General features: G+C 61.9%; 9 protein-coding genes. 3 read left to right on the top strand and 6 right to left on the bottom strand.

The window, feature by feature from the left end; all coding sequences use genetic code 11:
- Positions 1-86: 86 nt before the first annotated feature.
- The 6 genes from ACM6IT_RS26305 to ACM6IT_RS26280 all read right to left on the bottom strand — a co-directional run bounded on the left by ACM6IT_RS26305 (position 87) and on the right by ACM6IT_RS26280 (position 8,450).
- A complete protein-coding gene (locus ACM6IT_RS26305; protein ID WP_414919019.1) occupies positions 87-311 on the bottom strand; it encodes a hypothetical protein in 225 nt (74 codons plus the stop codon).
- 123 nt (positions 312-434) lie between these two features.
- Positions 435-1,799, bottom strand: a complete 1,365-nt coding sequence (locus tag ACM6IT_RS26300) for a heavy metal sensor histidine kinase (RefSeq protein WP_056726213.1) — start codon at positions 1,797-1,799, stop codon at positions 435-437.
- Complete coding sequence (locus tag ACM6IT_RS26295; RefSeq protein ID WP_056726212.1) at positions 1,789-2,466, bottom strand: heavy metal response regulator transcription factor; 678 nt, start codon at positions 2,464-2,466, stop codon at positions 1,789-1,791. The genes ACM6IT_RS26300 and ACM6IT_RS26295 overlap by 11 nt, the downstream gene beginning before the upstream one ends.
- An 8-nt stretch (positions 2,467-2,474) precedes the next feature.
- Entirely contained in the window at positions 2,475-5,576 is a 3,102-nt protein-coding gene (locus ACM6IT_RS26290) for a multidrug efflux RND transporter permease subunit (protein ID WP_056726211.1), read from the bottom strand.
- Positions 5,573-6,733: an efflux RND transporter periplasmic adaptor subunit gene (locus ACM6IT_RS26285; RefSeq protein ID WP_414918988.1), complete on the bottom strand. Its 1,161-nt coding sequence runs from the start codon at positions 6,731-6,733 to the stop codon at positions 5,573-5,575. The genes ACM6IT_RS26290 and ACM6IT_RS26285 overlap by 4 nt, the downstream gene beginning before the upstream one ends.
- Positions 6,734-7,481: 748 nt before the next feature.
- Positions 7,482-8,450, bottom strand: a complete 969-nt coding sequence (locus ACM6IT_RS26280; protein ID WP_056726206.1) for a LysR family transcriptional regulator — start codon at positions 8,448-8,450, stop codon at positions 7,482-7,484.
- A gap of 190 nt (positions 8,451-8,640) precedes the next feature.
- On the opposite strand from ACM6IT_RS26280, the gene ACM6IT_RS26275 reads away from it, so the two are divergent.
- The 3 genes from ACM6IT_RS26275 (at position 8,641) to ACM6IT_RS26265 (ending at position 12,706) form a co-directional block, all read left to right on the top strand.
- Entirely contained in the window at positions 8,641-10,140 is a 1,500-nt protein-coding gene (locus ACM6IT_RS26275; protein ID WP_414918987.1) for an efflux transporter outer membrane subunit, read from the top strand.
- 183 nt (positions 10,141-10,323) lie between these two features.
- Positions 10,324-12,516: an FUSC family protein gene (locus tag ACM6IT_RS26270; protein ID WP_414918986.1), complete on the top strand. Its 2,193-nt coding sequence runs from the start codon at positions 10,324-10,326 to the stop codon at positions 12,514-12,516.
- Entirely contained in the window at positions 12,506-12,706 is a 201-nt protein-coding gene (locus tag ACM6IT_RS26265; protein ID WP_007896379.1) for a DUF1656 domain-containing protein, read from the top strand. Before ACM6IT_RS26270 ends, ACM6IT_RS26265 begins: the two co-directional genes overlap by 11 nt.
- Positions 12,707-12,741 lie beyond the last annotated feature (35 nt).

Here is a 12,741-nt window from a genome sequence, read left to right as displayed (position 1 = left end):
CGCTGACAACAGCGGCTTTGGAGACAACTTTTCAAAGGGAAGAGCCGATGAAAAGTGTCGTTGAAAATGGTAGTGATCGGTGCCGGTCAGCTGTCTTTTTCGACCAGCGGCTCGGCCTGGATGCTGGATGCCTGCGGGGCTTGGGAGTTTTGCGCAGCCTTGGCCGTCATCTCGATCCGATGCTCTTCGAACGTCGCGGCACGTGCGGCGTTATGCGCGACGAAAGTCTGCGATTCTTCCGCCATCGCCAATGGCGACAGGAACAAAGAGGACAAAACGAAAGCGCTGGCAATACCCATACTGTTGGACATCTTGGAAACCTTCTTGCTTGGCAAGTGCTGTTTGGTGCGGGCAAAGATAAGGATATGAGACGAGGGGAAAAAGAGCGGATTCATGAAAGGACTGTTACAGCAAAAGCAAAGATCGCAGGTATGTCAGACCGGGAGATGGATACCGAAGGTATTCATCCCATGATCGCTGCGCACGAACACATCGCCGCCATGCATCAGCGCAATCGCCTTGACGATGGCCAGCCCCAAGCCGTGATTGTGGCCGCTGTTGCTGCGTGAGGCATCGACCCGGTAGAAACGCTCGAACAGGCGAGGCAGGTGTTCACTGGCAATCGGCGAGCCGGGGTTGGCGATGCCGATGCTGACTTGATGCTCCTGGGCTTCGATCCGCACCTGGATCACCTGCCCGGGCGCGGTGTGCTGTACGGCATTATTCAACAAGTTGATCAATGCCCGGCGCAGATGGGCGATCTCGATCCGCACCTGCGCGTCACCACTGACCTCGACCTGAACCTGAGCGTCCTCGAGAATGAAATCCAGATATTCCAGGGTCGTGGCCACCTCATCGGCCAGCGAGGTCGAGGTGAGTTTGGTCGCCTTGCTGCCCTGATCGGCGCTGGCCAGGAACAGCATGTCGTTGATGATCGAACGCAGTCGCTCCAGCTCTTCGAGGTTCGATTGCAGCACTTCGAAGTAATGCTCGGCGGAGCGTCCGCGGGTCAACGCGACCTGGGTCTGGCCGATCAGGTTGGTCAGTGGCGAGCGCAGTTCGTGGGCGACATCGGCGTTGAACGACTCAAGACGCGAGTAGGCCTGCTCGACCCGTTCCAGGGTCGAGTTGAACGAGCTGACGAATTGATCGAGTTCCGGCGGCAACGGTGACAATCGCAAACGTCCCGAGCGCAACGGCGGAGCCAGGCGCTGGGCTTCCTGGGACAGTTTGATCAGCGGCTTGAGCCCGATCCGCGCCACCCAATAACCCAGTGCCGAGGCCAGCAGCACGCCGACAATCGCCAGGCTGATCAGCGCGACCAGCAGGTGATGCTGGGTATGGAAAAACGTTTCGGTGTCGATGGCGATCATAAAGCGCAGCGGAGGGCGCTGATCCTTGGCCGGGAACTCGCTGACCAGCACTTTCAGCGGATACGGGTGGTCCGGCAGATGCATGTCGCGCGTGCCCAGCGGCCCTTGGGCAAAGGCGCGGATCTGCGGGGTCAGGTTGCCGTATTCGTAGCGTGGATCGCCACTGATGATCCAGAAACTGATGCGCTTGTCTTCTTCGCTCAGCAGGTTGAGCTTGTTGTTGATCTTCACCCAGTGCTCGGGCGTGCCGTAACGGCCGACCGTGGATTCGAGCACGCTGTAGCGTGCGTCCAACTCGGCTTCTGGCAGCAGGCCCAGGCCTTTGTCGACCTGCTGGTACAGCGCCCAGCCGATCAGCAAGAACACTAGCAGCGCCACCAGCGTGAACATCCCGCTCAGGCGCAGGGCAATGCTGTTACTGGACACCACGGCTCTCCAGCACATAACCCATGCCGCGAATGGTGTGCAGCAGTTTCTCTTCGAACGGCCCGTCGAGCTTGGCCCGCAGGCGTTTGATCGCGACTTCGACGACGTTGGCGTCGCTGTCGAAATTGATGTCCCAGACCATCTCGGCAATGGCGGTTTTCGAGAGGATTTCACCCTGGCGCCGGGCCAGCACGCTGAGCAGCGAGAACTCCTTGGCGGTCAGGTCCAGGCGTGTACCGGCGCGGGTGGCCTTGCGGCTGATCAAATCTATCCACAGGTCGGCGATGCTCACCTGCACCGGTTCATGGCCGCCGCTGCGGCGGGTCAGCGCTTGCAGGCGCGCCACCAGTTCCAGGAAGGAAAACGGTTTGCCCAGATAGTCATCGGCGCCTTCGCGCAGTCCCTTGATGCGATCTTCCACACGCTCGCGGGCGGTGAGCATGATCACCGGGGTTTGCTTGCGCGCACGCAGGGCGCGCAACACACCGAAGCCGTCGAGGCCCGGCAGCATCACGTCGAGGACGATCACCGCGTAGTCACTCTCCAGCGCCAGGTGCAGGCCTTCCACGCCATCGCGGGCCAGATCCACAGTGAAACCCTGTTCCGTCAGGCCGCGATGCAGATAGTCCGCGGTTTTTTCTTCGTCTTCGATAATCAGAACGCGCATGACCCGCCTCAGTCTGTGGTCGCCAGCACCGGTTCTGGCGCAGGTTCAGGTCGATGGAATAGCCGCTCAAGCCACAAGTATATGACCGGCGTGGTGAACAGCGTCAGCGCCTGGCTCACCAGCAAGCCGCCGACCACCGCGATCCCCAGGGGCTGGCGCAACTCGGCACCGGTGCCATAGCCGAGCATCAGCGGCAGGGCGCCGAGCAGGGCGGCGAGGGTGGTCATGATGATCGGCCGGAACCGCGTGATGCAGGCCTTGAAGATCGCCTCTTCCGGTGACAAGCCGCCGTTGCGCTGCGCTTCGAGGGCGAAGTCGATCATCAGGATGCCGTTCTTTTTCACGATACCGATCAGCAACACCAGCCCGATCAGCGCCATGATCGAAAAGTCCTGGCCGCAGATCCACAGCATGATCACCGCGCCGAGGCCCGCCGAAGGCAAGGTCGAAATGATCGTCAGCGGGTGCACGAAGCTCTCGTAGAGCACACCGAGAATGATGTACACCGCCAACAGCGCCGCCAGGATCAGCCATGGCTGGCTGGCCAGCGAACTCTGAAACGCCTGGGCCGCGCCCTGGAAATTACCGCTGATGGCGGTCGGCATGCCGATGTCGGCCTTGGCCTGGTTGAGCATGATCACCGCATCACCCAGCGCCACGCCGGGGGCCAGGTTGAACGACAGGTTGGCCGCCGGAAACATCCCGTCATGGGCGATGGACAGCGGGCCGATGGTCGGCGCATCGAACCTGGCCAGGGCCGACAGCGGCACCATTTCCCCGCTCAGGGGCGAGCGCAGGTAGAAGTAGTTGAGGCTTTCGGCCTTGCCGCGCTGTTTGGTGTCCAGTTCCAGAATCACGTTGTACTGATTGATCTGGGTCTGGAATTCATTGACCTGGCGCTGACCGAAGGCATCGTACAGGGCTTCGTCGACGTCGCTGGCGGTGAGGCCGAAACGTGCCGCGGCGCTGCGGTCGATGCTGATGTGGGTGATGCTGCCGCCCAGTTGCAGGTCGTTTGAAATGTCGCGGAACGCCGGGTTGGCGCGCAGTTTTTCCGTCAGGCGCTGGGTCCAGGTGCTGAGGGTCGCACCGTCGTTGCTCTTGAGCACGTATTGGTACTGGGCGCGGCTGGGACCGGAGCTGAGGTTGATGTCTTGCCCTGCACGCAGGTACAGGACGATGCCCGGGACTTTCATCAGTTGTGGGCGAATCCGGTCGATGAATTCGCTGGCCGAGACGTCGCGATCCCCGCGTTTTTTCAGGGTGATCCAGAAGCGGCCGTTGGCAATGGTCTGGTTGCTGCCCGAGACGCCGACTGAGTGCGAGAAGGTTTCGACAGCGGGGTCGGCGGCAACGATTTCGGCCATCGCCAGGTGTTTTTTCACCATGTCGCCGTAGGAAATATCGGCGGCGGCTTCAGTGGTGCCAAGGACGAAACCGGTGTCCTGGATCGGGAAGAAACCTTTGGGAATGAAGATGTAGCCGGCAACGGCCAGCGCCAGCGACAAAGTGAACACGCCGATCATCATTTTCTGGTGGGCGAGGGCATGGCGCAGGCCTTTTTCGTACCACGCCAGCAGACGTTCACCAAAGCCCGGTTTGCTATGAGCGTGATGCACCGGTGCCCGCATGAACAGCGCTGCCAGCGTTGGCGCCAATGTCAGCGAAACCACCACCGAAATCAAAATGGTAGAGGTGGCGGTCAGGGCGAACTCCTTGAACAGTCGGCCGACCACACCGCCCATGAACAGCAGCGGAATGAACGCTGCGACCAGCGAGAAACTGATCGACACCACGGTAAATCCGATCTCGCCAGCGCCCTTGATCGCCGCCTCGCGCATGCCGTCGCCGGCCTCGAGATGTCGGTGGATGTTTTCCACCACCACGATCGCATCGTCCACCACAAAGCCCACGGCGACCACGATCGCCACCAGCGTGAGGTTGTTCAGGCTGAAGCCCATGACGTACATCAGCGCAAAGCTGGCGATCAGCGACACACCGAGCACTGCCGACACGATCAGCGTGGCCGACAGTTGGCGCAGGAACAGCGCCATCACCGCCACCACCAGCATCACGGCGATCATCAAGGTGATTTCCACCTCGCGCAGCGAAGCGCGGATGGTCTGGGTGCGGTCGATCAACACCTTGACCTGCACCGAGGCGGGCAACATCGCCTGCAGTGCCGGCAACGCGGCCTGAATGCGATCCACTGTCTCTACGATGTTGGCGCCTGGCTGGCGGAAGATCACCAGGTTCACACCCGGTTGCGAACCCGCCCACGCCTGAACGTAGGCATCTTCCGAACCGTTGACGACTTTCGCGACATCCTTGAGGTGAACCGGTGCACCATCCTTGTAGGAAACGATCAACTGGCTGTATTCGTCGGGGTGGAACAACTGGTCGTTGGTCGACAGGGTTGAAATGCTCGATTCGCCGTACAGCGCACCCTTGGCCAGATTGAGGCTGGTCTGCTGGATCGCCAGGCGAATGTCCGCGAGGGTCAGGCCGATGGCGGCGAGTTTGTCGGCGGACACCTGGACACGGATCGCCGGACGCTGCTGACCGGTGATGACGACCTGGCCTACACCGTCGACCTGACTGAGCTGACGGGACAACAAGGTTTCCGTCAGGTCGCTGAGCTCAGGGCCAGGCATCAGCGAGGAGTTGACGCTGAGGATCAGCACCGGGCTGTCGGCCGGGTTGACCTTGCGCCAGGTCGGCAGGTTCGGCATGTCCTTGGGCAGTTTGCCCGCGGCGGTGTTGATCGCCGCCTGCACTTCCTGGGCCGCGGTGTCGATGCTCTTGTCGAGGGTGAATTGCAGGGTCAGGTTGGTCGAACCCAGTGCACTGCTTGAGGTCATCTGGGTTACGCCGGGAATGGCACTGAATTGCACTTCAAGGGGCGTGGCCACCGAGGAAGCCATGGTTTCCGGGCTGGCGCCGGGCAGTTGCGCGGCCACCTGGATGGTCGGGAATTCTGCCTCCGGCAACGGCGCTACCGGCAGGCGCGGAAACGCGATGACACCCAGCAGCACCAGGGCGAACGTCAGCAGGACCGTGGCCACCGGGTGGTCGATGCACCAGGCTGAAATCGAACCATGGCCCTTCATTGCGCGGCCTCCGATCGCACCACTTGAGGCGGCTCGGTCAGTACTTGCACAGTAGCGCCGGGCTTGAGCCGCGACTGACCATCGCTGACCAGTACATCACCCGGCTTCACGCCCTTGATGATGTCCTGGCCGCTGCCTTGATAGACCATCTGCACCTGCACGGCTTCGACCTTGTCCCCATTGACCCGGTACACAAAGTGCTGGTCGAGGCCGCGTTGTACGACTGTCGGCGGCACCACCAGCGCATCTTTATCCAGGGCTGTCTGAATCTTTACCGTCACCAGCAGGCCCGGCCAGAGCTTCTGTGCGTCATTGTCGAATTCGGCCTTGGCGCGGATGGTGCCGGTGTTGGCGTTGATCTGGTTGTCGATCAGGGTCAGGTGACCTTCGCCGAGCAGGTTGCCGGTTTCGCCGTCGGTGTCGGCACCGATGTAGGCCTTGACCTGGGCGTGCCGTGGGTCGTTGATCAGACCCTGCAAGGTCGGCAGCATTTGCTGCGGCAGGGAGAATTCCACAGCGATCGGGTCGATCTGGGTCACTGTGAACAGGCCTTGGGTGTCGGTCATGCGCAGGAAGTTGCCTTCGTCGACGGTACGAATGCCGACACGACCGCTGACCGGGGAGCGAATTTGTGTGTAGGAAAGCTGTACCTCGGCGGAGTCAATCGAAGCCTGGTTGCCTTGGGCGGTGGCCTTGAGCTGGTTGACCAGGGCCTGTTGCTGGTCGTAGGTCTGCTTGGACACGCCGTCGTCGACACTCAACAGCTTGTAGCGCTTGAGGTTGACCAGCGCCACTTGCAGTTGCGCCTGGCTTTCGCCCAGTTGTGCCCGGGCCTGGTCGAGGCTGGCGCGGATCGACCGGTCGTCGATGGTGGCCAGCAGGTCACCTTTTTTCACCAGTTGGCCTTCCTTGACCATGATTTTGGTGAGAATGCCGTCGATTTGCGGGCGGACCACGACGCTGTGCAGGGACAGCACCGAGCCGATGCCACTGATATAGCGCGGCACGTCTTTTTCGGCGACGGCGACCACGCGCACTGGGATGGCGGTGGGGGTGGCGAGTTTGGCCTTGGCCGGTTTGTTGGCGTACCACAGGCCCAGCGCTGCCAGGACGATCAGAAGGGCGACGAGCAGAGCGGATTTTTTCTGGATTCGCATGCGAGTGGGGCGCCGGGGCTGGGTGGTCGGTAGGTGGGTAAGGTAGTTTCCTTTATAAACCTGTTTGCTGGTCAGGAGGGTGACGGCTAACTGACGGCGCTGTCAGTTTGCGGTTTGGTTAGGTCTTGGCGGCCTTTGGGCCGACCATGTTGTGGGTGACCGTGTACATATCCGTTTCTTCGGTAACGGCCACCTATGGTTTCGCCCTTACGGCGAGTCCCTTTGGCAAACGCCGGAGTGCCGGCCCAGCCCAAAGGAACCAATGGTCTCGCCCCTTACGTACGGCCCCTCGCTGAGGCTCGGGGTTCCTTCGCTGCGGTATCCATCCGGGGGCATTGCCCTCCGGTCGGCTTCGCTTCGACCTACATGCAATGAGTTCGACTGCGTCGAACGGCGCTGCGCGCCAATCCCCGGATGAACACCTCCGCTCAGCCTCCCGAGGGGGCGGGTGGATCAAGATCAAGAGCTGCAGGCGAGCTAACGCTCGGCCTGTTGAGTGGTGAAGAGCGTCTGTGTACGCCGACCTGCCTTTGCTCTTCTGTGGGAGCGACGGTGCGGCGATCCGACTTGCTCGCGATGGCGGCCGGCCAGCCGACCTGGTTTTTGCAGATGTCCCCAATCTTTGTGGGAGCTGGCTTGCCTGCGATGGCGGCCTGTCAGCCGAGCTGCCCGTCAAGGATGTACACAACTCAAACTGTGGGAGAGAGCCTGCTCCCACAAGGGATCAATCTTGCTTTGAACCGATGGATCAATTCGCCACCCGAACCCCACCCAGACTCCCGCTCAGTTCATACGCCGCCAATTCCGCCTGATGCGCCGCCAGCAGTTCCGGCAGCGATCCACGCAAATACTCGACCCAGGTCTTGATCTTCGCATCCAGGTACTGGCGCGACGGGTAGATGGCATAAAGGTTAAGTTCCTGGGAGCGGTAGTTGGGCATCACGCGCACCAGCGTGCCGTTGCGCAGGCCTTCTATCGCGGCGTACAGCGGCAGGACGCCAACGCCCATGCCGCTGATGATCGCGGTTTTCATCGCGTCGGCGGAGTTCACCAGGAAGGGTGAACTGTTGATGGTGACCATTTCCTGGCCATCAGGACCGTCGAAGGCCCATTTCTCCAGCGGAATCACCGGGCTGACCAGGCGCAGGCAGGCGTGGTTGAGCAGGTCGCTGGGTTTTTGTGCGCAGCCGTTGGTTTTGACGTAGGCCGGCGAGGCGCAAACGATGCTGTAGGTGATGCCCAGGCGCTGGGAGACGAAACCCGAATCCGGCAGTTCGCTGGCGAGGACGATGGACACGTCGTAGCCCTCGTCGAGCAGGTCCGGCACGCGGTTGGCCATGGTCAGGTCGAAGGTCACGTCCGGGTGGGTCTTGCGGTAGCGGGCGATGGCGTCGATCACGAAGTGCTGGCCGATGCCGGTCATGGTGTGCACTTTCAGTTGCCCGGCCGGGCGCGCGTGGGCGTCGCTGGCCTCGGCTTCGGCTTCTTCGACGTAGGCCAGGATCTGTTCGCAGCGCAACAGGTAGCGCTTGCCGGCTTCGGTCAGGGCAATGCGTCGGGTCGTTCGATTGAGCAGGCGGGTTTGCAGGTGGGCTTCCAGGTTGGAGACCGCGCGCGAGACGTTGGCGGTGGTGGTGTCCAGTTGCGCGGCGGCGGCGGTGAAGCTGCCGGCTTCGGCCACGTAACTGAAGGCGCGCATGTTTTGCAAAGTGTCCATGGGGTGCTCTCTCGTCGAATGACAAATTGTGACACGAAGTTTCTGTTTGTTTACAGGCGACTAAAGATCGACTTGCGGATTATCTCGTTAACGGTAACAAAGATTCACAGGAATCCCAGCTTATCGCCATTCAGGCCGCCCCATAGAATTGCGCAATTCGCAAAACTCCCCACCTCAGGAAATCGCAGCAGTGCCGCGTCGCATCAGCAGAGCGCTTCAGCCGCTCAGTGTTTTGGCTTTAACCCTGGCAATCAGCGGCTGCATCGGAACCGGAGGTATTGCCCCGCAGGGCAAGGCGCTGGAGGCCAATTTACTGGTCACCGACGAAGCGATCCAGAGTGCCGCGCAGGATGCGCACTGGCCCACCACGCAATGGTGGCAAGCCTATGGCGACCCGCAACTGAATCGCTGGATCGATCTCGCCCTGCAAGGCAGCCCGACCCTGGCCATGGCCGCCGCCCGGGTGCGTCAGGCCAAGTCCATGGCCGGCGTGGCCGAAGCGGCCGAGTCGCTGCAGATCAATGGCGAGTCCACCCTCAAGCGTCACAACTGGCCTACCGACCAGTTCTATGGTCCCGGCGAGCTGGCCAACAGCACCACCTGGGACAATAACGCGGCGCTGGGTTTCAGCTATGCCCTCGACCTTTGGGGCCGTGAAAGCAATGCCACCGAGCGCGCCGTGGACATGGCGCACATGAGCGTCGCCGAAGCGCGCCAGGCCCAGCTCGAATTGCAGGACAACATCGTACGGGTCTACATCGAGTTGTCGTTGCATTACGCCCGGCGGGATATCGTCGAAGCGACCTTGAAGCAGCAACAGCAGATCCTTGAGTTGGCGCAAAAACGCCTGGACGGGGGGATCGGCACTCATTTCGAGGTCAGCCAGGCCGAGACGCCGCTGCCGGAAACCCATCGCCAGATCGACGCCCTCGACGAAGAAATCGCCTTGAGCCGCAACCAGCTCGCTGCCCTCGCCGGCAAGGGGCCGGGGGAGGGCGCGCAGTTGCAGCGGCCAACGCTGTCGCTGGGTGCGCCGCTGAAACTGCCATCGTCGCTGCCGGCGCAATTGCTCGGCCAACGGCCGGACGTGGTCGCCAGCCGCTGGCAAGTGGCGGCGCAGGCGCGGGGCATCGATGTCGCCCATGCCGGCTTCTACCCGAACGTCGATCTGGTCGGCAGCCTCGGCTACATGGCCACCGGCGGCGGGGCGCTGGAGTTCCTGACCGGGAAGAAACTCAACTACAGCGTGGGTCCGGCGATTTCCTTGCCGATCTTCGATGGCGGACGCTTGCGCTCGGAGTTGGGCGAAGCCTCGGCGGGTTATGACATCGCCGTGGCCAAGTACAACCAGACCCTGGTCAACGCGTTGAAAAACATCTCCGACCAGTTGATCCGTCGCGAGTCCATGGACAAGCAACAGGCTTTCGCCGCCGAGTCGGTGGCCACTGCGCAGAGGACCTACGACATCGCGATGATCGCCTACCAGCGCGGCCTGACCGATTACCTCAACGTGCTCAATGCCCAGACCCTGCTGTTCAAGCAGCAGCAAGTGCAGCAGCAGGTTCAGGCGGCGCGTTTGAGTGCCCATGCGCAATTGGTGACGGCGCTGGGCGGTGGTCTCGGTGCCGGTTATGACGTACCGAACGCCGAACAGACCCAGGCGCCGAAAACCCCGAGCCTTTTGAAGTGACCAGATTGTTTCAGGCACACCCGCTTTTGTGGCGAGGGAGCTTGCTCCCGCTTGAGTGCGCAGCACTCACAAAATGTTCACGGGGTGCCGGAATTTTGGGGCCGCTACGCAGCCCAGCGCGAGCAAGCTCGCTCGCCACAGGATTGCCCTCATCCCAAGTCTTTTCTAACTGAGCAGCATTTGATGACTCCTTTGCCCGCACCCTTGCGCTGGCTGTACTCCCTGGAATGGCGTCGGGGTTTCTTCGACTGGGCACGCAGCGACGGTGTGACCTGGGTCTACATCTTCAAGGTGCTGTTCGCGGCATTCCTGACGCTGTGGCTGGCCATGCGCCTGGAGTTGCCGCAACCGCGCACGGCGATGATCACCGTGTTCATCGTCATGCAACCGCAAAGCGGCCAGGTGTTCGCCAAGAGTTTCTATCGTTTTCTCGGCACCCTGGCCGGATCGGCAGTGATGGTCGCGCTGATCGCCCTGTTTGCGCAGAACACCGAGCTGTTCCTCGGTTCGCTGGCGATCTGGGTCGGTATCTGCACGGCCGGTGCCGCCCGCTGCCGCAACTTCCGCGCCTACGGTTTCGTACTCGCCGGATACACCGCGGCAATGGTCGGCTTGCCCGCGCTGGCCCACCCGGACGGCGCGTTCATGGCCGCGGTCTGGCGGGTGCTGGAAATCTCGTTGGGCATTCTCTGTTCGACACTGATCAGTGCAGCCATCCTGCCGCAAACCGCCAGCGCCGCCATGCGCAACGCCCTGTATCAGCGCTTCGGCGTGTTTGCCCTGTTCGTCACCGACGGCTTGCGTGGCCGCAGTCAGCGCGAGGCGTTCGAGGCTGGCAATGTGCGCTTCATTGCCGAGGCAGTCGGACTGGAAGGGCTGCGCAGCGTCACCGTGTTCGAAGACCCGCACATGCGTCGGCGCAATGGACGACTCAGCCGCCTGAACAGTGAGTTCATGGGCATCACCACGCGCTTCAATGCCCTGCATCAGTTGCTCGAACGTTTGCGCAGCAACAATACGGATCATGCCGTGGCGGCGATAAAACCGGGCTTGCAAGACCTCGCCGAACTGCTCGACGGCTTCAGTGGCCGTGCCCTGACCAGCGCCGATGCGGCGCGCCTGGTCACGGTGCTGAGTGCCTACAAGGCAGGGTTGCCGGCGCGGGTGCGCAGCCTGCGGGCGATCTTTCAGGAGAGCGAACCGAGCGACGACGAGCTGCTGGACTTCCACACGGCGTACGAACTGCTCTATCGCTTCGTCGACGACCTGCACAGTTATGCGCAGACACACGCCTCCCTGGCCGATCACAGTCACGAACGGGAGCGCTGGGACGAGCCGTTCACCCCGCAAACCAACTGGATGGCAGCGGCAGCATCGGGGATACGCGCAGCGTTTATCCTGGTGGTATTGGGCAGCTATTGGGTGGCAACCGCCTGGCCGAGCGGCGCGACCATGACACTGATTGCTGCCGCGACCGTGGGCCTGTCCGCCGCCACCCCGAACCCGAAACGCATGGCCTTTCAGATGGCGTGCGGGACGTTGCTCGGGGCGTTGATCGGCTTCGTCGAGATGTTTTTCATTTTCCCGTGGATCGACGGATTTCCATTGCTGTGCGTGATGCTCGCACCGGTGATCGTACTCGGCTCGTTCCTGACTTCGCGGCCGCAATACGTCGGCGTCGGCCTGGGCTTGCTGATCTTTTTCAGTACCGGTTCGGTGCCGGACAACCTCACGGTCTATAACCCCTACACCTTCATCAACGACTACATCGCCATGGTGCTGGGCATGCTGGTGTGCGCAGCGGCCGGGGCAATCATTCTGCCGCCCAACAGCCGATGGCTGTGGCGTCGCCTGGAACAGGACCTGCGTGCTCAGGTGGTGTACGCCATCAGCGGCAAGCTCAAGGGGCTGGCGTCGAGTTTCGAAAGCCGTACCCGCGATCTGGTGCACCAGGCCTACGGCTTCGCAGCGGGTCAGCCGCAAGTGCAGCGGGACTTGCTGCGCTGGATGTTCGTGGTGCTGGAAGTCGGCCACGCGATCATCGAGTTGCGCAAGGAGCAGGCGATTCTGCCGGTGCATCCGGCCTATGCCGAATCCCAGCCGTGGCGTCAGGCGATCCGGGTGATGGGGCGTGCGCTGGTGCGGCTGTTCCTGCAACCGAACGGCAGCAACCTGGAGCGCGCGCTGGTCGCCGTCGATCACGCGATCAGCCGTGTGCAGTCCACCGACGAACCCTTCGCCCCGCACTTCGATACCTCGGCGCTGCGCCGGGTGAAGAGCTACCTGCACTTCATCCGTACCTCGCTGCTCGATCCGCAATCACCGCTTGCTACGTTCGCAAACAGTCATTCCCAAGGACTTGCACATGCCTCGTGAAATCGCCTTCCACGGCGTGTACATGCCGACCATGACCCTGATGTTTTTCATCGCGGCGGCGCTTGCCTGGGCGCTGGACCGGTTCCTGTCCGGGTTCGACCTGTACCGTTTTTTCTGGCATCCGGCGTTGCTGCGCCTGAGCCTGTTTACCTGTCTGTTCGGCGCGTTGGCGCTGACTGTCTACCGTTGACTCTCTATCACTGACTCTCTATCTCTGAAGAATGC

Source organism: Pseudomonas sp. IT-P4 (assembly GCF_949767755.1).
GTDB classification, from domain to species: domain Bacteria; phylum Pseudomonadota; class Gammaproteobacteria; order Pseudomonadales; family Pseudomonadaceae; genus Aquipseudomonas; species Aquipseudomonas monachiensis.
Note: the sequence above shows the minus strand (reverse complement) of the source record. Positions and strands in the feature narration are given on the sequence as shown.

Bases quoted from the DNA above. Each gene is read 5' to 3' on its own strand.
- ACM6IT_RS26305 (WP_414919019.1), bottom strand. From the start codon at position 311: ATGTCCAACAGTATGGGTATTGCCAGCGCTTTCGTTTTGTCCTCTTTG.
- ACM6IT_RS26295 (WP_056726212.1), bottom strand. From the start codon at position 2,466: ATGCGCGTTCTGATTATCGAAGACGAAGAAAAAACCGCGGACTATCTG.
- ACM6IT_RS26290 (WP_056726211.1), bottom strand. From the start codon at position 5,576: ATGAAGGGCCATGGTTCGATTTCAGCCTGGTGCATCGACCACCCGGTG.
- ACM6IT_RS26285 (WP_414918988.1), bottom strand. From the start codon at position 6,733: ATGCGAATCCAGAAAAAATCCGCTCTGCTCGTCGCCCTTCTGATCGTC.
- ACM6IT_RS26280 (WP_056726206.1), bottom strand. From the start codon at position 8,450: ATGGACACTTTGCAAAACATGCGCGCCTTCAGTTACGTGGCCGAAGCC.
- ACM6IT_RS26270 (WP_414918986.1), top strand. From the start codon at position 10,324: ATGACTCCTTTGCCCGCACCCTTGCGCTGGCTGTACTCCCTGGAATGG.
- ACM6IT_RS26265 (WP_007896379.1), top strand. From the start codon at position 12,506: ATGCCTCGTGAAATCGCCTTCCACGGCGTGTACATGCCGACCATGACC.